The following is a 24,560-nucleotide window of genomic DNA, read 5'->3' as shown; positions in this document are numbered from 1 at the left end:
GCCCGCCTTCTTCTCATTTGTCTTTGTGGCCAGGTCTTGCGTCTTAGGCAAAGACTTCCGTGACTTCATCGGTTGATATGCCTTCTTTGCATTCCCGCAGTTGCACATAGACGGCTGCGTTCAATGCGCCGTTCACGGCGGTGATTACACCATAAGAAAGAACTGTGACGACGAAGAGCAGGGGAACATTTTCAGCGCTTGGCTGAATAAAGCCCACAAGCCATTGAGGGACGTTCGTGATAATGGCCACAATGATCATTACGGCGAAGATAGCCCAGCGACTGCCCCTCGTGAGGTCGCGGCTCCGCTTCAATGCCTCTATCGGATCTTTTTTCTCGGCGATAACGGCAGGTATAGCGACATAAAGCATGAGCGAGATAATGACCCCAGGGATGATCAGGAACACATAGCCAAGCAGCACCAGGACGAAGGATATAATGGCGACGGCGATTACGGGGAATAAGAATTTCATTCCGCTCCTGATCATGCGGCCCAATGTCATCTTATCCCCGGAGAGGAAGGAAATTCCGCCGCTGAGGATGGCCACATAGGCGATTTGGGTGAATATGGCCGTCGCCAGAAAAGACAGCAAAACTCCCATCCATCCGACCTGGGAGGTATCTCCTTTCAGGACGGTCACATTGCCAGTGAAGGCGATAGCGCATGCTACGATTGGTGCATATACCAGGCAGCCGATCGCGCTGAAGCTAAAGAAATTACCGAACAGGGCGCCAATGGCGCGGGAAAGGGCTGTACCCAGCTGAAGCTTACGCACTGGGCCTGACACCTCTTCGGTGTGTGGGGCTTCCTCGGAAGGCCTCACGCCGGAAAGTTTTACGTGTTTCATGATTGGTTCTCAGTGGTTACCCATTATAGGTGAGGCAGGGTTGTCCCCTGCCTCATGCCTGTTTGGTGGGTTATGCGAAGACTTCCGCGATCTCGTCGACTGAAGTGCCCTCTTTCGTCGCCCGCAGACCGGTATAGATGGAGGCGATGCAAGCGCCGAGGACGCCGTAGGTGGCACCGCCCGTACCCAAGGAAACGATGCTTCCAATGGTGGAAGCAGCGGAGGAGTGCATGGACACTGAGACAGCTGACACGCCGAAGCCGAAGACCATCATGACAATATCCATGATAAGGCTGACGAGGAAAATGGCCCCGAAAATCTGCCATTTATAGCCGCTGGTCAGTTCCCTAGACCGGCGCATGGCAGCAATGGGGCCATGCCCTTCGGCCACGATCGCCGGAACCGTCATGCTGAACATCAAGCCGACAATGATACCGGGAATCAGCAACAGCATGGCGCCCAGTATATAAAGCGGCATGATCATGATGGCAGCAAGGATAACAGGTACAAGTGACTTAATGCCTGTCTTCAACATGCCGGAGAAGGAGACCGGTTTGCCAGCCTGATACTCGATACTGCCATAGGTGACAGCCGAAAACATCACGGCACCGGAAAGGGCCATCAAAGCCATGGTCAGTGTGAAGGTCATGAAAAAACTGTTCACGTCTTGCGCTGCGATTTGTTTTGTGGCCGAGGGCCCAAATATGTTGGTCGCGGTGCCAAGAAGCAGAATTGGGGCATACAGAAGCATCCCCAGAATGAAGAATTTCAAGAAATTACCAAAGAAGGTGTTGAAGGTTTGGCTCACAATGTTGCCAACGCGAAATTCCGGCAAAACGCTTGCCGTGGCTGTTGTATCTGTCATGAAAATTTCCCCCAAAATTGCCACGACATACCTGCGCGGAATGCGTGGCAGCAGATAACCGTCAAAAGCCTAGCGCAAGGGTATAATGAAATGCAACCACCTCTTGCCCTTTTTAGGGGAAGCAATGGACATTCAACCGCCAGTGCCATGACCTAGGCGGGGTGGCTTCTTCTTCCCACGGCGACCCTTGTTTAGAGGCTATCTTTTTGCCGCAAAATTCACCGATCGCCGGTCGCCTGCTCGATCCACAACGCTCACCCGGTAAAAACCCTGGTTTTTGAGCAGGAGCGTCGCAGTGTGCGACCAGCGGCTTGATGCCAGAGGCATGCCATCGACAAACCATTGCAGGGGGAGTTCGCCGCCTTCGGCCGAAAGGGTTAGCGGCGTTTTGCCGGTGTCCAAGGCGACGATACTGTCGGCCAAGGGAAAGGCGATGGTGAGGGGTAGCATCCTTTTGCCGGTGACAGTGGAGATCTTGGGTCCATCGAAGTAGCGCAGCCCCGGCGGTAAATTCTCAGCGCTCAGAAGCGGGCTCGATACCCGCGGGGATGAGGTCACGGGCAGATGGTCGAACGCCTCGAAAAGGATGGGCGCGGCCGTGTTGCTGCCGAAGTGGCCGGGCAGTGGCGTGCCATCCGGTCGCCCGACCCAAACGCCTATGGTGTAACCGCCATCATACCCGATGGCCCACGCATCCCTGAAGCCATAGCTGGTGCCAGTCTTGAAGGCGATGTGGCGGGGATTGAGCTGATACTTCCGTGGCAGCCGGTCCCCCGGCGCCCCGATCCCTGACAGGATGTGCCGCAGGGCATTGCGCGACGCTGTACTGAGCAGGGGGTGGGAGACGGGAACACTTTTCTGGCCTTCTGTCAGCACCAGGGGGCGGAGCTTTCCATCGTCAGCCAGGGCGGCATAGAGCGAGACGAGATTTTCGAGCGACGTGCCGACGCCGCCCAGGGCGACGGCAAGGCCTGCGGGTTTGTCGTCGGGCAGTTGCAGGTTGGCCCCGGCATGGCGGAGCGCCTCGGTAAACTGCACAGGCCCCAGGCGGTCGAGGACCGCCACTGCTGGCACATTCAGGGACCAGCGCAGCGCCTTCGATATGGTCACTTCGCCATAGAAGGCGTGCATGAAATTGCTGGGGGCATAGGTGCCGAACCGCCTGGGGGCGTCTATGATGCGGGTTTGCGGGCGCACGATCCCCCGGTCGAAAGCCATGCCGTAGATGAAGGGCTTTAACGTCGACCCTGGAGACCGGATGGCCGTCACCATATCGACGAAGCCCGAACGGGCGGTATTGGCAAACTCTGCTGATCCGACATAGCCCAGCACGGAACGGCTTTTATTCTCCACCACCAGGATGGCGACGCTGGCATTGGGATGGACCCGCCTGGCCCAGCTCGCCGCGAGGTCTTCAAGCTGTTGCTGGAGAGCAGCGTCAATAGGGGTGCGGATCAAGGGTGAAGGATGTGCGTCTTCCACACGTGCAGCCAATTGGGGGGCGACCTGCGCTGGCGTCTGTTTGCTATGGGGGACGGGAGCTGCCTCGGCCAGCGTCAACAGATGAGCGGACAACCCGGCCTCTTGCCATACGCGCGCAAGGACCTTGTTCCTGGCGGCTCTGGCATTTGCGGGGTGTTTGTCGGGGCGTAAGCTGGCGGGAGACTGCGGCAGCACCACAAGAAGGGCGGCTTCGTCAGGTGTCAGGTGTTGCGCCCCATGGCCGAAATAAGCGAGGCTCGCCGCCCGAATGCCCTCCAGATTGCCGCCATAAGGGGCGAGCGTCAGGTAGATTTCCAGGATTTTCCGTTTGCTATAGTGATGCTCCAGTTGCAGTGCGCGGAACATCTCAACCAGCTTCGACGCCAGGGTTCGGGGGCGTGGCTCCAGCAGGCGGGCAACCTGCATCGTCAGGGTGGAGGCCCCGGAGACGATCTCGCCAGAGGCCACGGCCTGCCACATTGCGCGGACGACAGCCAGCCCATCGACACCGATATGCCGGTAGAAACGCTTGTCTTCATAGGCGATCAGCATCTTGAGAAACAGCGGGTCTACCTGGCTCTGCGATGCGGCAAGGCGCAGGCGGCCATCCTCGACCGGAAAAAGCCGTAGGAGACTGCCATCGGCGGCAACCACTTCATGGGAGACGGTTCGGTAGCGCGCAAGATTCGGCGGAAAAGCAGCATCGAACAGGAAGAAAGCGGGCACCAGGAGGCCGAGGCCTGCAGCAAACAAAATCACTGCATGTCTCAGCCTCTTGGGCATTTTTCGCCAATATGGCAAGGAAGGCAGCATCACTCCTTAACCACCAGTTGGGATGCCTTGCCCTGATAGCGGAACCGGGGCTTGTACATATCCTCCACGAAAGGCCCTGGCATCACGTAGGTTCCGGGTGTGATCGCCCGAACGATGTAGGCTACGCGGAACGACCGGTATTTGTCGGGCGTAAAAGGCACAATCTTGAGCGCGGCGACAAACCGGTCGTCCCGCGCGTCGGAGAACTCGACCGAGGTCAGGTCGCCGAGGAAGGAAAGATCACTCGTGTCCGTGCTGTCGATTTCGAGCCCCGCAGGCAGCAGGTCTACAAGCAGCGGGTCCTCAATGGCTTCCGCATCGGCCTGCCCCCACAAGAGGACGACAAACCGGCCGTTCCGGGGGAGGCTGTCTGGGCTGATGGGGTGGCCCTGGAGGTCATAATATGACCGGGCATAGCGAAACCCGTGGGAGACTTCATCAGGGGCAGCCTTCGGGATGCCCCGCACGGAATGAACGACCCTCAGGGACGTGTCGCTCGTGTTGATGATGGAGGTTGTCGCCAGGTTTGTGCCCTTGGCAAATATCTTTTGCCAGAAGCCATGCTTGGCCTTTGTTTCCGTGCCGTTAATCGCGAACGTCATCTCGCTGGCATTGTTCCCGGCGAAGGCGGCTGCGGCGCGGGAAAGCCAAGCCATTTCCTGGGTGTTCAGCCAGCGGTTCTTGGCGACACTCGCTTCCAGCCCGTCGGCCAGGTCGGCCATTAAACTGGCGTCTACCCCGGTCTCCTTAAGGATGGTCGTGATCGCGGCCAGGTCACGCAGGCGGGAGCCATAGTCGCCCCATAGGGTTGCGTCCTTGCGGCTCGTATGCACCGCCTTGACCATAAGGCGGGCTGAAAGGTCGGCTTCCCCCATGATTTTCAGGGCACCCGCTATTTGCGCGATGGCCAGCGGGGACCTCAGTTTGGGGGCGAACTGGTCAGCGAAATAGCGGACTTCGCTTGCTGAGACGTCACCATAACGCGCGAGGACATAGTGGGCATACGCCTGGGCTTCCGGGAATCCCTGGCCACGGTTCGCCACCATGCGTTTCAGCCGGGAAAGGGCGAGGCTGATGGCAGAGTCCGACACGAAATAGCCTTTGTCCCGGGCGCGTAGAAGGAAATCTGTGACATAGACATCCAGCCAGTCATATCGTGAGCCGAAACTGTTCCACAGACCAAAACTACCGTCCGACCGCTGACGGTCCAGCAGGCGGGCAATGGCCCTTTCCACGGTATTTGCTGCGTGGCTATTGTCTGAGGGCATTTTGTAAAGGCTGTTCAGCTCTTTAAAGAACAGGTTCGGCATCGCCCGCGAAACTGTCTGTTCACTACAGCGGTAGGGATAGTCGTCCAGGTCCTGGAACAGACGCCCGGCTTCCAGGTTGGGGCGCGAGGTCACGACCAGGTCCTGGCTGACAGTGCCCTTATAGAAGCTGCTCAAGGCGATACCGTCTGCAGTCCCCGTTTTGCCGGGTGTCAGGGAGAACCTGTTGCGCTGTGTCACATAGGGCCATGCCGCGCGGACGGAGATATCATAATGACGGTGTACCGGCGTCATGGTGCCGCCGGTGACGGCCAGGTCAATGCCTGCCGTGCCGACGGTGATACCCTGAAGCGGTATGGTCAGATCACGACGTTCGCCATTCTTGAGGGTGACGGTCTCCTGGGGTGCCTGAAGCCCGATAGCCTGCGACAGGGTTTCGAGCTGTACCGTGAAGGTCCCATCCTGGCCCGACAGATTCTGGACACTGAGGGTGGCTTGCGCCTGATCCCCCGGCGCGAGGAAGCGCGGCGTGATCAGGTCCGCGACCACGGGCGTCCGCACGGTCAGGTCGGCTTTGCCCGTCCCCACAGCCCCCACCGAAGTGGCGACTGCCATCAGGCGCAGTTTGCCGGAAAAGTCAGGTAGGGTCAGCGTGACACTGCCTTCACCCTTGTCATCCAGGCTGATGTTCCGGCTGATCAGGGCCACGGTTTTTGTTGTGCGTGTCATTGGGTTGAAGAGATTGCTGGTGGGGCTATTCCTGTCCACTCGGCTCCCGGTGACGACCACTTCTTCAAGGCCGCCGCCGCCAGTACGGATTTTGCCGCGCTTGCCTGCCTCTGACCGGATGAGGCGGCCATAGATATCCCGGATGTCGAAGGCGAACCATCGTTTGCCGAAATAGAATGCGTCGGCGCTCGGGGTCTTGAACCGCGTGATATTGAGGATGCCCTCATCAACCGCTGTCACTGTTACTTTCATTTCGCCGGGTGGTCTTTCCCCCTCAAGTCTGATGGGAATGGTGATCTTCTGGCCGGGCAGGGCGGTTTTCGGAACATCGAAGACAATCGCCTTTGACCGGGCTTTGCGGTCGATCGAGAACCAGGTCAGGCCGGTTGCACGTATGGGCAGGCGCGATATGGCCCCGGCATCAGGGCGCAGGGCAGTCGCCAGGATATAGGCGGACGGCCCCCAGTCTTTCTTCACCTTGAAGTCAAAGTCGCCGCCCTCTTTACTCAGATGGATGGTTTTGTGGGCGAGCACCCGGTCATTTGCCACCGTAATCAGCGCGATCCCTTCAAAGGGCGCCTTCACATGGCCGTGCACCCGGTCACCGCTTTTCAGTGCCGTTGACTTCAGCGAGAGTTCCAGCCCATCCGGTACGTCCGGGCTTTGGGATGCGGCCCACCAGCCGACGGTAAAGCGCGCACTTGCCGCCGCCTTGCCGTCCGGGGTGCGCACATCGAGGCGGTATCGTCCCCACGGCAGTGTCCGCGAAAGCTGGACCGTGCCATCCATACCACTGCGGACCTGTTCTTCGCCCATGGTTTCATCATAGAAGCTGGGGCGATATTGCCACCGGTTGCGGCTTTGGTACCAGGTATAGCTATAGTGTTCCTTGACCCACACGGCGGTCAGGTTTTTGCCTGTAAGCGGCTTGCCGTTACCGTCCACGGCGACAACCGAAAGGGCGGCGGGCGTGTTCTCTTCAAAGCTGCCATCTTGTTCAGCGCGCACGCCCAGCATCACCGGGGCGTGCTTGACCGGTAGCCAAACGGCATCCTGAACGGGACGCCCGCCAACATCCTGGATCTCGGCGGTCAGCTTGGCCCTAAGGGGGAGGGTTGTGTCTGGCAGCTTGTTTGCTACGAGCGCGACCCGCGCCAGCCCGGTGGCGTCTGTCTTGAGGGGGAGGCTGTTCAGCTTTTCGCCGGAAAATTCGTCCTGTACCAGCCCGAAATGATAGCGCTTCCATTCCTTGAAGGGCGCCGGGTCAGCTGCAAGCGTGGTGGAGAGTGTTCCTGTAAGGTCAGCGCCTGGTGCGCCATACAGGAAGTCCGCCTGCACATGCACTTCCAGGGACACGCCAGCGCTTAACTGGTTCTTTAGGGTATCGAGTTTCGCGCTGAGCCGTTCGGGGACAAAATCGTCTACCTGGAAATGTGTTTCACCAACGCTTTGGGCCTCGTTATCCGCAAGCAGGCTAACCCGCCACAGGCCTGTGCGGGCGGCGGGCGACAAGCCATAGTCAAACGCATAGGCGCCCAAGCTGTCGCCGGTGATGCGCTTTTTGACGGCTTCGACGCCGTCCGGGCGGGTAATGACGAGGGTCAAAGGCAGCTTGCCAACGGCGCGCGCCTGTGCATCCCGCAACAGGCCAGACAGGAAAACAGTCTCGCCGGGGCGGTAGATACCGCGTTCGGTATAGAGGAAAGCATCAAGCGGCCCGCTTGTCTTACGGCCCTCGGTGCCTCGGTCGCTCATATCCAGGGCCGCGCCCTGAAGCTTGATGAAGTTATAGTCACCTTTCGAGGTGCTGGCTGTCAGAGCCATCGGGAGATTACCGCCTGTACCCCGAAACTGTTCAGCGGCGATCGTGGCCTGACCGTCTCTGTCGGTCTGGACGTCGGCGAGAATGTCGTTGTTCCTGGCGATGACCTTGATGGTCACGTTCTTAAGCGGCTTCGCCGTTTCCAACGAATTGACGAAGACATGCAGACCATCCGCTCCCTGAAGTGTCATGATGCCCAGGTCCGAGATCACGACCCACTGGGTTTGTTGTGGCTCCCACTCCTGCTGTTGTTTTCCGTCTCCGGGTGTTGCGACCAGGGCATAGATGCCCGGCTTTTTCGTCTTCAGCATGTCCCTGATCGGCACGAGGGTGGTGACGTCCTCGTTCTTGACCGTGTCAATATCGACATGGCCTTTCCAGACCTTCTCGCCAATATTGTTGCCCAAATTCTCCTGCGCCCAACCATTGAGGTTCTTGCCTTCAAGCCCTGAATTCATCCAGGGTACGAGGCCGCGGTCCGGCACGCGAAACAGGGCCAGGCTCGCCGTGTCCACATTGACGCTTTTGAGGGGAACAGTCTCGTCACCCACCTTGGGCAGGATATAGGTGCCATTGCCGAAAACAAGGCGTGCCGGCCGGTCCGAAATGACGATGGTGCGTGTGGTATCCTTATAGAGCTTGGTCCCTTCCTCGCCGGGCAGTCCGGCCAGAACGGTAACCTCCATCTTGTCGCCGTAGGTTAGCCCCATGAGGCAAATACGGTCATGCTCGGCCTGTATGGAAACATCACGGCCGCCGGTTACGCGGACATAGTCCTCCACCGGGATCGGCAGCGTCTTCCGTAAGGGATGGGAGAAAACGAGACAGGCGCGCGGGGACTTGCCTTCGGTGTCGACGGTCTGGTCGGTAATGCGCAGGGTGAAGCGGTCTTCTACAGAATTAAGCCATATCTGGCGGCTGTCGATCGGATAGACCGCCTGCGCTTCCCGAAGTGTCGTCAGCGCCTCTTCGGGTTTGTGGTCAGCCAAAAGGATTTTCACGAAAGTGTCGAGGGCACCGGCGCGGGCACCCGGGTTGTCCGCTACATGCAGCAGGTGCCATGCGGCGCCGTAGGCATCGTCAAGGCGCCCGACCTTCAGCCAGGCCTCAGCCGCGTTGCGCCAGGGGTAGCTCTGGTTGGCATGCTGGGCGAGCTGGAGTTCTGCGCTATAGCGTTTTTTGAAATCTTTGATGCTGCCTTCAGGAGGCGTCGGGGGGAGCCCCTGTTTAAGAGCATCGGAAAGATTGAGGCCATCAACCGATTTAGCGGCCTCCAGCGTTTCAAGCTCATGGACTCGCTGCTTCGCTGCCTCGAGCAACCGGGCGGCGGTTGCGGACCTGTCTTCAAGAACCGTGGGTGATGTTATGTCACCCGCCATGGTCTTGGCAGACGGCAGGAGCGGAGTGGCAAGGCAGACAAGTGCAATAAGCAATAAGGTGGCGAAGCGGCGCATATTTTCCCCCAAGGATAGAAGTATCTATGTGTAACTTTACCTATAATTGTGGTCAAACCCTGCCTGCTTTGCGTCGAGATCTGGAAAATTGTGTTAGAAACGCGTCACGCTGCCCCAATTTGACATGACGCGCGGCCGAAGCTCCCATGACAGGGACATTCCCTTTCCTGAATGATATTGGTTTTCCGTTTTCGGCGTCAGGGCGCATCCTTGGCAAAAAAGAGTCAAAAAATCTCGCTTTCCCCTCTTGAAGCCGGAAGGCCCCCGGATTACATACGGTCACGGTGTTAGCACTCTGTTAGGGTGAGTGCTAACAGAGGGAACATTTCCTGTTTTATCATTTAGGAGAACAACCATGGCTCTTCGTCCGCTTCATGACCGTGTTCTGGTCAAGCGCCTTGAAAGCGAAGCTAAAACCGCTGGCGGCATCATTCTGCCCGATACCGCCCAGGAAAAACCGTCCGAAGGTGAAGTTCTGGCAGTCGGCACCGGTGTCCGCGGTGAAGACGGCAAAGTAACGCCGCTCGACGTTAAAGCCGGTGACAAGATTCTGTTCGGCAAATGGTCGGGCACCGAGGTCAAGGTCGACGGCGTTGACCTGCTGATCATGAAAGAATCCGACATCATGGGCATCATCGAGTAATCCACTCGCCCATCCCCTTTGTCGTTTCCTAATTAAACCTTCAGTTCAGGAGCCCAAAAAATGGCTGCTAAAGACGTAAAGTTCAACGAACAGGCCCGCGCCAAGATGCTCAAAGGCGTCGATACGCTTGCGGATGCCGTTAAAACCACCCTCGGCCCGAAAGGCCGTAACGTTGTCCTCGAGAAATCCTTCGGCGCACCGCGCATCACCAAAGACGGTGTTTCGGTTGCCAAGGAAATCGAACTCAAGGACAAGTTCGAAAACATGGGCGCGCAGATGGTGAAGGAAGTAGCTTCCCGCACCAACGATGTTGCCGGTGACGGCACCACCACCGCGACCGTTCTGGCGCAAGCCATCGTCCGCGAAGGCCTGAAGTCGGTTGCTGCCGGCATGAACCCGATGGACCTGAAGCGCGGTATCGATATCGCCACCACCAAGGTTATCGAAAGCCTGAAGGCCCGCACCAAAGACGTCACCACCAATGAAGAAATCGCCCAGGTTGGTACCATCTCCGCCAACGGCGAATCCGAAGTTGGTAAGATGATCTCCGACGCGATGGACAAGGTTGGCAAAGAAGGCGTTATCACTGTTGAGGAAGCCAAAGGCCTCGATAGCGAACTCGACGTCGTTGAAGGCATGCAGTTCGACCGTGGCTACCTGTCGCCTTACTTCATCACCAACTCCGAAAAGATGACTGTCGAACTCGACAACCCGCTCATCCTGCTCCACGAGAAGAAACTCTCGAACCTGCAGTCGATGCTTCCGGTTCTCGAGTCCGTCGTTCAGGCCAGCAAGCCGCTCCTGATCATCGCGGAAGACATCGAAGGCGAAGCGCTCGCTACCCTCGTTGTCAACAAGCTGCGTGGCGGCCTGAAGGTTGCTGCGGTTAAAGCTCCGGGCTTCGGCGATCGCCGTAAAGCCATGCTCGAAGACATCGCCATCCTCACCGGTGGTCAGGTGATCTCCGAAGATCTCGGCATCAAGCTTGAGAACGTGACCGTCGACATGCTCGGCACCGCCAAGCGCGTCAACATCACCAAGGAAGACACCACGGTTGTTGACGGCGCCGGTTCGGAAGACGACATCAAGGCCCGCTGCGAGCAGATCAAGGCCCAGGTCGAAGCCACCACGTCCGACTATGACAAAGAGAAACTGCAAGAGCGTCTGGCCAAACTGTCCGGCGGTGTTGCTGTGATCAAGGTCGGTGGTGCAACCGAGGTTGAAGTGAAAGAACGCAAAGACCGCGTTGATGACGCCCTTCATGCGACCCGTGCGGCCGTTGAAGAAGGCATCGTCGCTGGCGGTGGTACCGCGCTTCTTTACGCTACCAAGGCGCTCGAAGGTCTTGACGGCCAGAACGACGACCAGACCAAAGGCATCGACATCATCCGCAAGGCCCTTCAGGCCCCGGTTCGTCAGATCGCTGAAAACGCCGGTGTTGACGGTGCGGTTGTTGCTGGCAAGCTTCTGGAGCAGGACGACACCGACTTCGGTTTCGACGCTCAGAATGAAGAGTATGTCAACCTGGTTGCCAAGGGTATCATCGACCCGACCAAAGTTGTGCGCACCGCCCTGCAGGACGCCGCTTCGATCGCTGGTCTGATGATCACCACCGAAGCCATGGTTGCCGAAATTCCGGAAGACAAGCCGGTTGGCGGTATGCCGGGCGGCGGCATGCCGGACATGGGTGGCATGGGCTTCTAAGCCAAACCAACTCAGTACCGAGTACAGGAAACCCCCGGGGCACACCGCTCCGGGGGTTTCTCTTTTGGGTTTGCAGCTGGGGCCGGGAGGCGCTGGTGCTATGGGGCGAAGGCGGCCAAGGGTGCGGTGAAGCCTTATCCGTAAGAAAAACTACATATTTTAGACCTAAGGGAACGGTGCCTGCCTTGGTGCCATTTCCTTTTTTGCATTGTTATTAAATGATTTTTAGGAGTTTTACGGTTTTATGTAAAAGCTAAGAAAAAGTATCTTGCGGTGGGCGAAAAAACTGGTAATTTCCGCCATCTTGAACACAAAACTGTCATGGGTGCCATGGTACTTACGCTCCATATCAACCGGGTTAACCGATCGCGACGACGGATGCGCTGCTAGTCCAGCTTCCTTCGCCTGCTTTTGATTATCTTTTTGGCGCATGTGCGCCTCTGATATGGATACACTGCCGATGATCACCTACGATCAAGAACGGCCTTTTGATTCAGCATTGGTTGAGACCTTGCTGGATGTGGCCTTCGGACCGGACCGGTTCGCCAAATCTTCCTACAGCCTTCGGGAAAATGTGCCCGCACTCCGCCATCTGAGCTGGGTCGCGCGCGCGGATGACCGCTTGGTGGGGACGGTGCGCTTCTGGCCGATCTATATCCAGGACATGATCCTCGGCACGAAGGAAAGCGCCATCCTCCTCGGCCCGCTTGCGGTTGCCCCGGACATGCAGAAATACGGTATCGGCGCCGAGCTGATGAAACGGGCTGTCGCCCGGGCCAACAGTGCCGGCCACCAGCGTATCCTGCTTGTGGGCGATCATGACTATTATAGCCGGTTCGGGTTCGAGCACGTGCTGCCGCGCTATATCACCATGCCCGGCGGCAAGGACGCCCGCCGCCTGCTGGTTCGGCAACCGGCGACGCTGCCGTCGCTGCCCGCTGTTGGCAAGATCGTCTCGGTCGCGCCTGATGCGGACGCCGTGGAAGCTGCCCGCGCTGGCGCGCTGCCAACCGCTGCCTGACAATTAAATCGAGACCCCGGGGGTAATCATCCCCGGGCTTTCCATCGGGCCCGTGGCTGCCCGGTGCGGATGATATTGGTTTTAAAACCTTTTCTTCCGCCACGTGCTGCCCATATAAAGGGGCAGGAGACAGTGTCATGACCGCCGACCGCGCGCCCACATCTTTCAATCTCGAAGCCTTGATCAAACAGGTGGAAGGCCAGCGCTTTCCGCCGGTTGAGAAATGGAATCCGGATTTCTGCGGCGACATCGATATGGAGATCAAGCGCGACGGTACCTGGTTCTATATGGGTACGCCCATCGGCCGCAAGCGCATGGTCAAGCTGTTCTCCACGGTACTCAGGCACGATGCGGATGGTCGCTTCTATCTGGTCACGCCGGTGGAGAAGGTCGGTATCCGGGTTGAGGATGCGCCGTTTATCGCCACCCAGGTGGATATCCTCAAGGATGATAGCGGCGCACAGCTCCTGAAGTTTACCACCAATGTCGGTGACGAAGTCATCGCTGACGCCGAGCATCCCATCCGGGTGGAAACCGACGCTGAAACCGCGGAACCGCGCCCTTATGTGCTTGTCCGTGGCCGGTTGGAAGCCCTGATCGCCCGGCCGGTTTTCTATGAACTGGTCGAAGCGGCGGATATGCAGGGAAAAGCCGGTGTGAATGAACTCACGATCGAGAGCCGGGGCGAACGCTTCAGCCTCGGCCAGTGGCAGGAGGGCTGACGCGATGCGCTCCTGGCTTACCCGTGCGCTCGGACCCGATAATCCCGCGGCCCGAGGCAAACGCAGTGATTATGACCTGAATGCCGAGTTGAAGGCGGAACTCCTGAAGGATAGCCCGCTCAGGGATGCCGCCGTGTTGGTGCCGATCATCGCGCGGCCGGAAGGCCATACGGTGCTTCTGACCAAACGCACAGAACATCTGCCCAAACATGCGGGCCAGGTCAGCTTCCCCGGCGGTGCGGTTGATCCCGCGGACCGGGACGCAGTCGATGCCGCATTGAGGGAGACGGAGGAAGAGGTCGGGCTTGACCGCACCTTCATCGAAGTCTGCGGCTTTCTGGATGAATACCGGACGGGAACAGGGTTCGTCATCACGCCGGTTGTCGGCCTTGTCCAGCCCGGTTTCGAGCTGACCCTGCAGCCAGATGAAGTCGATGTGGCGTTCGAAGTGCCGCTGACCTTCTTCCTGGACAGGGCCAATCATCAGCGACAATCCACGGTCTGGAAGGGCCATACGCGGCATTATTATGCCATGCCATATGGCGATTATCATATCTGGGGCGCAACGGCAGCCATGCTCGTTAATCTCTGTGACGTGCTGGAAGCCGCGGAGGAGACAACACCATGATTGCTGCATTTCTGCGCCTTGTTCTTCTGCTGCTGCCGCTTGTCGCCATGGGGATGTGGCTGCGCTGGCGCATCGCCAACCGGGGCGATGAAGCCGAACTTCAAAATGAATTCAAGCGGCTGAGGAAAACTCTGGTGGTCCTCATCATCCTGATGCTGCTGTCCGTCCTGGGCTTGTGGTTCGGGGACGATGACCTTGGCAAGGCTGGGCTTAAATACGTGCCGCCGCACAGTGAGAACGGCAAGGTCGTTCCCGGCGAATTCGTGCCCGCGGACAAGGATAAGCCGTCCGAGACCCCGCAAGACCGCAAAAAAGATACGCCGGATGACACCGATGGTGGTCGCTAAGCTTCAGGCTTCCTGGCTGGAATCGCCCTTCGTTAGGAAGGTGGTGACGGCTTTGGGCGCGGATAATATCCGCTTCGTCGGCGGGGCGGTGCGGGACACGCTTATCGGCAAGACGGTGGGGGACATTGATGCCGCGACCCGGCTGACCCCGGAAGAAACGATGGCGGCCCTGAAGGCAGCCGGTATCCGCGTCGTGCCCACGGGGCTTGCCCATGGCACCGTGACGGCGGTGGAAGACGGGCAGCATGTGGAAATCACCACCCTGCGCGTCGATGTGAAGACGGACGGTCGTCATGCCGAAGTCGCCTTCACCACCGACTGGCGCGAGGATGCCGCCCGCCGGGATTTCACCATGAATGCGCTTTATGCCGCGCTTGACGGCAGTGTTTATGACCCGTTTGACGGCCTTGCCGACCTGAAGGCCGGGCATGTCCGTTTCATTGGCGATGCGGCTGCGCGCATCCGGGAGGACGGCCTGCGTATCCTGCGCTTCTTCCGGTTCTACGCCTGGTACGGCAAAGGACCGGTCGACCCGGCAGGTCTCGCCGCTTGTACGTCGCTTGCGGATATGATCGACACGCTGTCTGCGGAACGGGTGCGTGATGAAATGCTCAAGACCCTCTCGGCGCCTGATCCCGTCGCGGCGTGGTCCGCGCTTGTGGACGCGGGCGTGGCAGCCCATCTGCCCGGTAAGGGTGGCGATGTCTCTGGGCTGATGCGATTGGTCGCGCGGGAAAGGCTGCTGGGGTGTGAGCCGGAAGCGTTTGTCCGTCTTGCTGTCGTAACCGGACTTAAAGCAGATGATGTGGCACCGCTTGCGAAAGCTCTCCGGCTTTCAGCGAAACAGAAACGGCACCTGAAGGCCGTGACGACCGGCTGTGCCGCAGGCCGGGTAATGGATGAGGTGGCGCTCCGCGCCTTTGTGTACCGTCATGGCCGCGCGGCTGGCCTTGCGCACCTTCTGACTGTGATGGGCGATCCGGACCCGGCGCTCATCTATTGGGTCCGGGACTGGCCGGTGCCTGTCCTGCCGGTCAAGGGGGGAGACCTGATCGCACTGGGCGTTCCCATGGGGCCGGATGTGTCTGAAAGACTCGCCGAGATAGAGGCTGAGTGGGTGAGAAATGACTTTCGGGTCGAGCGTTCTACTCTTTTGGCGCGATTCTACTGATTTTTTAATCAATAGTCGGTTTTTTTTAATTTCCGTTTACTTTTTAGTGTGTATGCATGGGCTTCTATTTTTGGCTTCTGAAGCTTGGATTGAGGGATTTTTATGTTCGATGTACACGGCTCTGTAACGCCCGCGTTGACTGAGCGGCTGCGCCTTTTCGATATCGATAAGGCGACCTCGGAACTGCTAGCCAATTCGGCAGACCGAATTGTCAGCCATCTGCCGGCCATTCTGGACCGTTTCTACGAGCATCTTTGGGAGATCCCGTCGGCCCGTGAAATCCTGGGTACGCAAGACCGGTTCCCCGTCCTCAAGAACAAGCAGAAGAGCCACTGGGCGCAGCTGCTTTCCGGCCGCTTCGATGCCGCATATCATGAAAGCGCGCGTACAATCGGGACGGCCCATTTCCGGATCGGCCTTGCCCCGACGATTTATATCGGTGGCTATTCCTTCGTCCTTAATCAGATGATGATCTCTCTCGCAGGCGAGTTTGGCGAGCAAGGCTCCTTGGTTCTCGGGGCGGTTGGCAAGGCGTTGATGCTGGACATGGACCTGGCGCTTTCGATCTATGAGGACGCAATATCGGAGGCCAAGAAAACCGAATTCGCGACCCTCGCGACCCAGCTGGAAAGCCAGGTGCAGATGGTGGCATCCACGCTTGTCGATCAGTCGACCACCGTTAAGGATTCGGCGTCTGATCTCGTGGTGTCTGTCCAGGGTATCAGCCAGAGCGCAACCGCGGTCGCCGCAGCATCCGAGCAGGCCAGCGTGAATGTCGGGACTGTTGCCGCTGCAACAGAAGAGCTGAGCGCATCCGTCCGGGAAATCGGGCGTCAGGCCGTGCAGTCGCGGGACATCAGCGACCGCGCCGTCACCGAAGCAGACCGGGCGACAACGGCCATCGATGGCCTCTCGACCACCGCGCGCGAAATCGGCAATGTCCTGAAGTTGATTTCCGATATCGCTAGCCAGACCAACCTGCTGGCACTCAACGCCACGATCGAGGCTGCCCGCGCGGGCGACGCCGGTCGCGGGTTCGCTGTGGTGGCAAGCGAGGTCAAAAGCCTGGCGAACGAAACCGCGCGCGCGACCGATACCATCAGCGACCAGATCAACGCGATCCAGGACGCCGCCCAAAATACTGCCGAGGTTATCGGCGGCATCCAGGCCGTGATCGCCGACATGAAGGCGAATGCCACGTCGATCGCCGATGCGGTTGAGGAACAGATGGTCGCCACCGGTGAGATCAGCCAGAATGTGCAGGAAGCCGCAGCGGGAACCCAGCAGGTGACTGCGGAGATTTACCAGATCTCCGACCAGACCGGTGTTGCCAATGAGCTTACGGACAAAATGGCGAGGGCCGCGGGTGAGACGGAAGAGACGGCGCTTGAGCTGCGCTCCCGCGTGCATGAGGTGATCGAACAGATGCAGTCGGGCCAGAATTGAGTACGGCTTGATGGCACCGCGCCCCTAAGGTGTGGGGCAAGTACTAATAAAAAAGGGCGGTCTTGGCCGCCCTTTTTCGTGTCTGAATATATTCTCCCGATGCCGGGAGCTGTCGGACGGGATCAGTCCTTCCGGTTCAGCTTCTTGCTGCGCCAGTATTTGGTGCCGTGAAGCGAGGCCTGCAGCGCCAGACCGTTTTTGGTGAACTGGTAGACCACCACTTTCTTGCGCACGGAGGCCGCCTCGCCGATCTGGCCGCCTTTCTGGTCGCCGCTCTTGTCTTCGGCAACGGCAGCGGCATCAGCTTCGCCGGAGAAATCCCAGCCGTGCTTGATGAAATTCTGCATCGACTTGCGGTCATAGAAGATGAACACGGCCCGGAAGTCCTTGAGCCCGAGGCCGATGCCGACGCTTGCGGTGGCCATATGCATGTAGGTGTCCTGGCCGAACTTGTTGTCATGCACCACGCCGGTCCCGCCACCGCCACCGAACAGCAGGATCTGGACGCCGACGTTGGAGAAGACCGCATAGCCTTCCGAGTTTTTGATTTCGGTCTTGGCCTGGGGGCGTTCCTTGAACAGCTCGGCCAACACTTCCTGGCGCATATTGCGAATTTTTTCGCGCTTGGCCTCGTATTTATCGGCGTATGCAGGCGCGGCGACCGCGAACACAAGCATCAGCAGGGTCAGTCGTCGTAAAATAGCCATGGGGTTCCCTCGTATTCTCGTTTGTTTGGTCTCAGAGTTTTGTGGCAGCCAATTTCGCCAATTCTGAGGCAGTCGTGTGGCGGTTGATTTACGCCCGGCTGTCGCTGCCTGCAATATCTTCATCCCAAAGCGCGGGTTTTTCCTTGATAAAGCGCGCCATAAGCTCCGTACAGGCGGGGTCGTCGAGGACGGTGACTGCAACGCCGCGGTCCTTCAGAAACGACTCATTGCCGCCGAAGTTCTTGGCCTCGCCGATCACCACATGCTTCACACCGAACTGGACGATGGTGCCTGCGCACATCATGCAGGGGCTGAGGGTGGTGTAGAGCGTGGTCTTATCATAGCGTGGACGCCTGCCGGCGGCACGGAAACAGTCCATCTCGCCGTGTGCGGTGGGGTCGCCATTCTGGACGCGCTGGTTATGGCCACGGGCGATGATGTGGCCGTCTTCCACCAGCACGGCGCCGATCGGCAGTCCGCCCTCATCATAGCTTTTCTGTGCCTCCTTGAAGGCGTCGGCCATGAAGTAGCGATGTGTGGCAGCGTCTGTCATGTGCATCCTTCGTGTCTATTGCTCATGAGTGTGCGGCAAAAGTGGCGGACCTGCAATGGCTTACCCGCCCGTCATCGCCCAGGTAACCCCAAGCACGATAAGCCCATAGCGCGCGGCTTTGCCGATCCCGACGAGGATCACGAAGGGCAGCAGCGGTGCTTTCAAAATGCCAGCGACAAAGGTGAGCGGGTCGCCGATGATCGGCGCCCAGGCGAGCAACAGGCTGCCCATGCCGTAGCGCGCGAACAGGCCTTGCGCCCGTTCGAGCTGCTCGGGCTTGAAGGGAAACCAGCGCTTGTCCTGAAACCGCAGCAGGTTCTTGCCAAGCCACCAATTGAGAATGGACCCGAGGATATTGCCGGTGGTCGCGGCGAGGAACAGGGCCAAAGGGCTGCTTTGCCCTGTGGCCAGAAGCCCGGTCAGCGTAACTTCCGACCAGGCCGGCAACAGGGTCGCCGCCACAAAGGCATTGAGGAACAGCCCGGCAAGGACAAGGGCTTCGGTCATTGGCTTCTGGTGTTCACGGCCATTTGGCTTCAGGCGGCAGCGACATCAGAATCGCTTCCACATTGCCGCCGGTCTTGAGCCCGAACGTGGTACCGCGGTCATAAACCAGGTTGAACTCGGCATAGAGCCCCCGGTAGACGAGCTGGGTTTCGCGCTCCTCATCGGTCCAGTCTTCGCTCATGTGGCGGCGGACGAGGGCGGGATAAATCTCGTTGAAGCTGGTGCCGACATCGCGGGTGAAGGCAAAGTCCGCGTCCCAGTCACCGCTGTTCAGACCGTCATAGAAGATGCCGCCTTCGCCACGCGCCCGGTTCCGGTGCGGGACATAGAAATATTCGTCGCACCATTTTTTGTATTTCTCGTAATAGCTCGGGTTATGCCGGTCGCACGCCTCTTTGAGCGCGGCGTGAAAGTCAGCCGTGTCCTCAGCGTTAGGCAAGGGCGCATTGAGGTCCGCGCCGCCGCCAAACCAGCTTTTGGTGGTGACGATGAAACGGGTGTTCATATGAACCGCCGGCACGCGTGGGCTGTTCATGTGGGCCACAAGGCTGATGCCGGTCGCGAAGAAGCGCGGGTCCTCATCCGCTCCGGGGATATTCTTGGCGAATTCCGGCGTGAAGGTGCCATGCACGCTGGAGATATTGACCCCGACCTTCTCGAACACACGACCGTTCCGCATGATCGACATGACGCCGCCGCCGCCGGGCTTGTCGTCGGCCTGGTTGGTCCGGTCCCAGGCTTTGCGCTCGAACCGGCCTGCGGGCCTGTCGGAAAAGCGGCCTGTATGGTCGTCCTCGATGGATTCGAAGCTGGCGCATATCTGGTCGCGAAGGTCGCGGAACCAGTCGGCAGCCTTCTGTTTCTTATCCTCAATCGTCAGGTCGGTCATATCTATCATTATCCTTTGGGCCAGCCGTTCGTTTGCCTGAGAGCCTCACCGAGCACCATGGCCATGGAGACAGCCACATTGATCGACCGGGCCTCCGCCACCATCGGGATGGTTACGCGGGCGTCGGCTGCGGCATGAACGTCATCCGGCACGCCGGAAGACTCGCTGCCCACCATCAATATATCATCGGGCGTGAATGTGAAGTCGGTGTAGGCGCAGTCAGCTTTAGTGGTCAAGAGGACAAGGCGCCGCCCGCGGTCTTTCCGCCAGTCTTCGAAGGCGGCCCATTCTATATGGTGGTTGAGCGTGACGAAGTCTGCATAATCCATCGCCGAGCGCTTGAGCGCGCGGGCGGAAAAGGGAAACCCGCAGGGCTCGATGACATGCACGGGGCAGCCCATACAGGCCCCCAAACGGAGAAGGGTGCCGGTGTTCTGGGGCTGGTCGGGTTGGTAAAGCGCTATATCCATGGCGCGGACCCTAATTAGTCGGCCTCCTGTCTGCAATGCTTGCGTTTAATTCCAGCCTAATTTCTGCCACTTTTTCCCGGCTTTGCCTGATAAACCCTTGCCTCTTTTGCGCTCTCCGACTAAACCAGATCACATTCACTGGGCGTATTGCGCCTGGTGACGAACTTAGTGGCGTCTGCCCTGCGGCGTCCTGACGCAGGGGGTGGGGGTCATGCCAAGGGTAGGATAAGTTCGGGGAAGAGCGACTGATTGCATATAGCAACTCGTTCCTGTCAGGGAAGATTACATGAGCACAAACGACAAGACTATCGAAGAAGGTGGCGCCAGCCGGCGCGATTTCCTTCATGTGGCCGCCGCCAGTATGGGCGGTGTGGGCGCCGTAGTGGCCGCCTGGCCCTTTATCGACCAGATGAATCCTGCTGCTGATACTTTGGCAGTGGCCTCCACTGAAGTGGACCTCAGCAAGATCGCACCCGGTGAAGGCGTGGTCGTCAAATGGCGCGGCAAGCCGGTGTTCGTGCGGCATCGCACCGAAAAGGAAATCGAGGAAGCGCGTGCTGTCCCGATGGCCGACCTTCGGGACAAGCAGACCGATGCGGAACGCGTTCACAAAGGCCATGCCGAATGGCTGGTCGTGGTAGGGATTTGTACCCACCTCGGTTGTGTGCCGCTCGGCACCCGTACTGGTGAGCAGCGCGGCGAATATGGTGGCTGGTTCTGCCCGTGCCACGGTTCGCAGTATGACACCGCCGGCCGTATTCGGAAGGGCCCGGCGCCGTTGAACCTGGCGGTTCCGGAATACACCTTCCTCAATGCCAACACGATCAAGATCGGTTAAGGGGGGGCACTATGGCTGAATGGAAAGCAGCGAAGCCGCAAAACAAGGCGTTAGCCTGGTTCGAAGAGCGGCTCCCGATTATTTCTCTCGTCAACAATGTCGTCGGCAAAGATACGCCGACGCCGCGTAACCTGAACTACTGGTGGAACTTCGGGTCGCTGGCCGGCCTGATGCTGGTTCTGCAGATCGTCACCGGTATTGTTCTCGTCATGCACTATACGCCGAACACGGCGATGGCATTTGACAGCATCGAACACTTCGTCCGTGACGTGAACTATGGCTACATCATCCGTACCATGCACGCCAACGGCGCATCCTTCTTCTTTATCGCGGTTTACATCCATATTTTCCGCGGCCTCTACTACGGTTCCTACAAGGCGCCGCGTGAAGTGCTGTGGATGCTTGGTCTCGTGATCCTGCTTCTGATGATGGCGACCGCCTTCATGGGCTACGTTCTGCCCTGGGGCCAGATGTCCTTCTGGGGTGCTACGGTTATCACCAGCCTCTTCTCGGCTATCCCGGTTGTCGGCAAGTCGATCGTGACCCTGCTGTGGGGTGGCTTCTCCGTCGATAACCCGACGCTGAACCGTTTCTTCAGCCTGCACTATCTGCTGCCGTTCGTTATCACCGGCGTCGTGATCCTGCACATCTGGGCCAAGAAGGTGTCCGACAGTGGCAACCCGCTCGGTATCGACGTCAAGTCGGGTGCCGACCAGATCCCGTTCCACCCGTACTATACGGTTAAGGACGGCTTTGGTGTTGCCGTATTCCTGGCGATCTTCATGACCTTTGTCTTCTTCATGCCGGACGCCTTCGGTGCCGCCGACAACTTTATCCCGGCGAACCCGATGTCGACCCCGGACAGCATCGTGCCGGAATGGTACTTCCTGCCGTTCTACGCGATCCTGCGTTCGATCACGTTCAATATCGGCATTCCGTTTACCGATATCGTCCTGATCCCGGCGAAGCTTCTGGGCGTCATTGCCATGTTCGCGTCGATCCTCCTTCTGTTCTTCCTGCCCTGGCTGGATAGCTGCAAGGTACGCTCGGCCAAGTTCCGCCCGGTTTACTCGAAGATGTTCTGGTTCCTGGTCGTGGACGTGTTTGTCCTCGGGTATGTTGGTTCCCAGCACCCGGAAGGGATCGTCCCGATGCTCGGTCTTATCGGCACCGCTTACTATTTCTTCCACTTCCTGGTGCTGATGCCGTACCTGGCCCGGAAAGAAAAAACGCTGCCGCTGCCGGAAAGCATTGCTAACCCGGTCATCAAAGCCGCTGAGTAAGGGAAAGAGCACGATGAAATTCGTAAAAACAATTGCGATCGCCCTTACTGCCGTAGTCGGCATGTCGGGCACCGCTCTGGCCGCTGAAGGCCCTGAGCATCCGATGCAGATGGAATGGTCCTTCGAGGGTCCGTTCGGCCAGTTTGACCTGCCTTCTGTCCAGCGTGGCTGGCAGGTCTTCCGGGAAGTCTGTGCAAACTGTCACAGCCTGAAGTATTTCCACTTCCGCAACCTGTCTGCCATCGGCTACGAGCCGGACATGATCAAGGCATTTGCGGCCGAGTACACTGTACCCGGTGGTGTGGATGATTCGGGTGACCCCGTAACCCGTCCGGGCCGTCCTGCTGACGCGATCCCGGCACCGTTCGCCAACGAGCAAGCTGCTCGTGCCGCCAACGGTGGCGCGCTGCCGCCGGATCTGTCGCTCATCGTGAAGGCCCGTGAAGACGGCCCGAACTATGTTTACAGCATCCTGAACGGCTACGGCGAAACGCCTGCTGGTGTTTCGATCCCGGACGGCAAGCACTTCAACAAATACTTCAAGGGCGATGCCATCTCCATGCCGCAGCCGCTGTCGGACGGTATGGTCGACTATCAGGACGGTACGCCGAACACCCAGGAACAGTTGTCCAAAGACGTGGTCAACTTCCTGTCCTTCGTGGCTGACCCGCATCTGCCGGCCCGCCACCGTATCGGTCTGGGTGTTGTTGGCTTCCTGGTGATCTGGGCCTTTGTCCTGTACCGCTCCATGAAAAAGCTGTGGAAGCCGGTTAAGGAAGGCAAGAACTTCTACGAAGACGCATAAGCCTTCGTGAAAAGCGATTGAGAAAAGGGCTGCCCAACCGGGCGGCCCTTTTTGCTTGGGGCTGTGCCCCGCTGTGCCCCCGTATCGGCATAAAGCTGCCTTGCAAGCAACACAGCCGGGCGCTAAGAAACTTCCATGACCATGGATGATATTTTTCACGCCCTTGCCGATCGGAACCGCCGCCTGCTCCTGGACAGGCTCCGGGACAATAACGGCCAGACCTTAAGCCAGCTGTGCGAAGGCCAGCCGATCACCCGCCAGGCCGTCAGCAAGCATCTGGCGGTGCTTGAACGCGCGGACCTCGTCCTCACCAAACGGCGGGGGCGGGAGAAGCTTCATTATATCAACCCGGTGCCAGTGCATCAGATCGCCTGCCGCTGGCTCAACCAGTTTGAGACCATGCCGCTCGCCGACCTCGTGCGCGGCTATAACGAAGCCGCCGGTTGACTTCCTGCGTACTTTTCCTACATAAGCGGCCTAAGGGTGGAAGGCCCCTGCCGCCCGCGGGCCATAGGCCACGGTGAAGCCTTCCTCAGACTGACGTCATCCGTTTCATGCATGGCATGCGGTTCGGTGGCAATGCGGGGCCCATCTTCCTGATCGCGCATGCCGGCAGCAATGAGGCCGACGATGACGACGACTGATACCCATCCCTCCCTCAGGGAGGTTTACACCCATGCACAAACCGAAACCGCGCCCGTGCCGGACGATGCCGCGCTTGATAGCGCCGCGCATGCCCACGGCTATGAAAGCTGGGCTGCGTTCGAAGCGGTGGCCGGTGTCTCCTACCTCACCTTCGGGGCAGGCACCCGTGTTGAAGGCCGCTATCTCGGCCACAGCTTCACCGGCACCATCAAGGGTGCCAACAGCCATGGGCTCCGGCATACGCGCCTCAGTGTTGCGTTCGACACGCCGCTTGACGTGTCTGCCTTCAAAGCCTTCTCCGTGCTCCGCCAGCGGGTCTCCGCCACGGTGGACCGGTTTGGCGACAGCGAGGCGAAAACCTCCGACGGGGTGCCGCAGATGCAGCTGTGGCGGCTCGCTGACTGACCGCTTGCCGATCTCGTTCGCGTCGGGCTAAGCTGCTTCTCCAACAATCAAGGGGGAGGGCTTACCCATGCGCGCGCGTCATTTTCTGTCTGCGGCTTTGCTGCTGAGCTTCGCTGCTGTTCCGGCGGCGGCTGAAAACCTGCAGGCCAAGCTGCCGTTCTCCAAAGCCGTTCGCGTCGGCAACATGCTCTATCTCTCCGGAGAGCTGGGCGCAAAGCCGGGCACTATGACGCTGGTTGAAGGCGGCATCGGGCCGGAAACCAAGCAGACGATGGAAAATATCAAGGCGACCTTGGAGGCCAACGGCTCCGACATGGCGCATGTGGTCAAATGCACGGTGATGATGGCGGACATCAAGGAATGGCAGGCGATGAACGCGGTCTATAAAACCTACTTCACCCCCGGCCACTATCCCGCCCGCAGCGCCATGGGCACCTCAGGTCTCGCCCTCGGTGCCCGTGTGGAGATAGAATGCCTCGCGACGGTGAAGGAATAG

General features: G+C 59.0%; 24 protein-coding genes. 14 read left to right on the top strand and 10 right to left on the bottom strand.

Going from position 1 to position 24,560, the window contains the following annotated elements; translation table 11 throughout:
- Positions 1-43: 43 nt before the first annotated feature.
- From K6118_RS00490 to K6118_RS00475, 4 genes are all read right to left on the bottom strand, one after another.
- The gene (locus K6118_RS00490) at positions 44-847 is read right to left on the bottom strand and encodes a DUF7847 domain-containing protein (RefSeq protein WP_247118163.1); all 804 of its coding nucleotides are present in this window, start codon (positions 845-847) and stop codon (positions 44-46) included.
- A gap of 70 nt (positions 848-917) precedes the next feature.
- Positions 918-1,736: a DUF975 family protein gene (locus tag K6118_RS00485; protein ID WP_247118162.1), complete on the bottom strand. Its 819-nt coding sequence runs from the start codon at positions 1,734-1,736 to the stop codon at positions 918-920.
- Positions 1,737-1,910: 174 nt separating this feature from the next.
- Positions 1,911-3,953: a penicillin-binding protein 1C gene (gene pbpC / locus K6118_RS00480; protein ID WP_247118161.1), complete on the bottom strand. Its 2,043-nt coding sequence runs from the start codon at positions 3,951-3,953 to the stop codon at positions 1,911-1,913.
- Between the two features lie 53 nt (positions 3,954-4,006).
- Complete coding sequence (locus K6118_RS00475) at positions 4,007-9,280, bottom strand: alpha-2-macroglobulin family protein (protein ID WP_247118160.1); 5,274 nt, start codon at positions 9,278-9,280, stop codon at positions 4,007-4,009.
- A gap of 355 nt (positions 9,281-9,635) precedes the next feature.
- Here K6118_RS00475 and groES point away from each other — a divergent pair, with 355 nt between their 5' ends.
- Together groES and groL are read left to right on the top strand one after the other, a co-directional pair.
- The gene (gene groES / locus K6118_RS00470) at positions 9,636-9,923 is read left to right on the top strand and encodes a co-chaperone GroES (RefSeq protein WP_247118159.1); all 288 of its coding nucleotides are present in this window, start codon (positions 9,636-9,638) and stop codon (positions 9,921-9,923) included.
- A gap of 60 nt (positions 9,924-9,983) precedes the next feature.
- A complete protein-coding gene (groL, locus tag K6118_RS00465) occupies positions 9,984-11,627 on the top strand; it encodes a chaperonin GroEL (RefSeq protein ID WP_247118158.1) in 1,644 nt (547 codons plus the stop codon).
- Between the two features lie 234 nt (positions 11,628-11,861).
- Here the strand turns inward: groL and K6118_RS00460 are convergent, their stop codons facing one another.
- On the bottom strand, positions 11,862-12,059 hold the full coding sequence (locus tag K6118_RS00460) for a hypothetical protein (RefSeq protein ID WP_247118157.1): 198 nt from the start codon (positions 12,057-12,059) through the stop codon (positions 11,862-11,864).
- Between the two features lie 28 nt (positions 12,060-12,087).
- On the opposite strand from K6118_RS00460, the gene K6118_RS00455 reads away from it, so the two are divergent.
- The 6 genes from K6118_RS00455 to K6118_RS00430 all read left to right on the top strand — a co-directional run bounded on the left by K6118_RS00455 (position 12,088) and on the right by K6118_RS00430 (position 16,962).
- Positions 12,088-12,648 (top strand): GNAT family N-acetyltransferase, encoded by a 561-nt coding sequence (locus K6118_RS00455; protein WP_247118156.1) that lies wholly within the window; start codon positions 12,088-12,090, stop codon positions 12,646-12,648.
- 137 nt (positions 12,649-12,785) lie between these two features.
- Positions 12,786-13,370: a DUF1285 domain-containing protein gene (locus K6118_RS00450; protein ID WP_247118155.1), complete on the top strand. Its 585-nt coding sequence runs from the start codon at positions 12,786-12,788 to the stop codon at positions 13,368-13,370.
- Between the two features lie 4 nt (positions 13,371-13,374).
- Positions 13,375-13,998, top strand: a complete 624-nt coding sequence (locus K6118_RS00445) for a CoA pyrophosphatase (RefSeq protein WP_247118154.1) — start codon at positions 13,375-13,377, stop codon at positions 13,996-13,998.
- Entirely contained in the window at positions 13,995-14,345 is a 351-nt protein-coding gene (locus K6118_RS00440; RefSeq protein WP_247118153.1) for a hypothetical protein, read from the top strand. The genes K6118_RS00445 and K6118_RS00440 overlap by 4 nt, the downstream gene beginning before the upstream one ends.
- Complete coding sequence (locus tag K6118_RS00435) at positions 14,323-15,516, top strand: CCA tRNA nucleotidyltransferase (RefSeq protein ID WP_247118152.1); 1,194 nt, start codon at positions 14,323-14,325, stop codon at positions 15,514-15,516. Before K6118_RS00440 ends, K6118_RS00435 begins: the two co-directional genes overlap by 23 nt.
- A 102-nt stretch (positions 15,517-15,618) precedes the next feature.
- The gene (locus tag K6118_RS00430) at positions 15,619-16,962 is read left to right on the top strand and encodes a globin-coupled sensor protein (RefSeq protein WP_247118151.1); all 1,344 of its coding nucleotides are present in this window, start codon (positions 15,619-15,621) and stop codon (positions 16,960-16,962) included.
- Between the two features lie 122 nt (positions 16,963-17,084).
- Here the strand turns inward: K6118_RS00430 and K6118_RS00425 are convergent, their stop codons facing one another.
- The 5 genes from K6118_RS00425 to K6118_RS00405 form a co-directional block, all read right to left on the bottom strand.
- On the bottom strand, positions 17,085-17,669 hold the full coding sequence (locus tag K6118_RS00425) for a lipid-binding SYLF domain-containing protein (RefSeq protein WP_247118150.1): 585 nt from the start codon (positions 17,667-17,669) through the stop codon (positions 17,085-17,087).
- 88 nt (positions 17,670-17,757) lie between these two features.
- Positions 17,758-18,222 (bottom strand): nucleoside deaminase, encoded by a 465-nt coding sequence (locus K6118_RS00420; RefSeq protein WP_247118149.1) that lies wholly within the window; start codon positions 18,220-18,222, stop codon positions 17,758-17,760.
- Between the two features lie 60 nt (positions 18,223-18,282).
- On the bottom strand, positions 18,283-18,729 hold the full coding sequence (locus tag K6118_RS00415; RefSeq protein WP_247118148.1) for a YqaA family protein: 447 nt from the start codon (positions 18,727-18,729) through the stop codon (positions 18,283-18,285).
- Between the two features lie 13 nt (positions 18,730-18,742).
- Positions 18,743-19,618 (bottom strand): oxygen-dependent coproporphyrinogen oxidase, encoded by an 876-nt coding sequence (gene hemF, locus K6118_RS00410; protein WP_247118147.1) that lies wholly within the window; start codon positions 19,616-19,618, stop codon positions 18,743-18,745.
- Between the two features lie 8 nt (positions 19,619-19,626).
- The gene (locus K6118_RS00405) at positions 19,627-20,088 is read right to left on the bottom strand and encodes a tRNA (cytidine(34)-2'-O)-methyltransferase (RefSeq protein ID WP_247118146.1); all 462 of its coding nucleotides are present in this window, start codon (positions 20,086-20,088) and stop codon (positions 19,627-19,629) included.
- 286 nt (positions 20,089-20,374) lie between these two features.
- Between K6118_RS00405 and petA the strand changes: the two genes are divergently transcribed.
- The 6 genes from petA to K6118_RS00375 all read left to right on the top strand — a co-directional run bounded on the left by petA (position 20,375) and on the right by K6118_RS00375 (position 24,560).
- Complete coding sequence (gene petA, locus K6118_RS00400) at positions 20,375-20,926, top strand: ubiquinol-cytochrome c reductase iron-sulfur subunit (RefSeq protein ID WP_247118145.1); 552 nt, start codon at positions 20,375-20,377, stop codon at positions 20,924-20,926.
- A gap of 11 nt (positions 20,927-20,937) precedes the next feature.
- Entirely contained in the window at positions 20,938-22,209 is a 1,272-nt protein-coding gene (locus tag K6118_RS00395) for a cytochrome b (protein WP_247118144.1), read from the top strand.
- A gap of 13 nt (positions 22,210-22,222) precedes the next feature.
- Positions 22,223-23,014 carry a cytochrome c1 gene (locus tag K6118_RS00390; RefSeq protein WP_247118143.1) on the top strand — a complete coding sequence of 264 codons (792 nt, stop codon included), beginning with the start codon at positions 22,223-22,225 and terminating at the stop codon, positions 23,012-23,014.
- 141 nt (positions 23,015-23,155) lie between these two features.
- Entirely contained in the window at positions 23,156-23,461 is a 306-nt protein-coding gene (locus tag K6118_RS00385; protein WP_343269895.1) for an ArsR/SmtB family transcription factor, read from the top strand.
- 183 nt (positions 23,462-23,644) lie between these two features.
- Complete coding sequence (locus tag K6118_RS00380; RefSeq protein ID WP_247118141.1) at positions 23,645-24,064, top strand: glyoxalase superfamily protein; 420 nt, start codon at positions 23,645-23,647, stop codon at positions 24,062-24,064.
- A 67-nt stretch (positions 24,065-24,131) separates the two neighbouring features.
- On the top strand, positions 24,132-24,560 hold the full coding sequence (locus tag K6118_RS00375) for a Rid family detoxifying hydrolase (RefSeq protein WP_247118140.1): 429 nt from the start codon (positions 24,132-24,134) through the stop codon (positions 24,558-24,560).

The sequence above is a fragment of the Kordiimonas marina genome (assembly GCF_023006325.1).
GTDB classification, from domain to species: domain Bacteria; phylum Pseudomonadota; class Alphaproteobacteria; order Sphingomonadales; family Kordiimonadaceae; genus Kordiimonas; species Kordiimonas marina.
The sequence above is the reverse complement of the archived record's forward strand: the minus strand, read 5'-3'. Positions and strand labels throughout refer to the sequence as shown.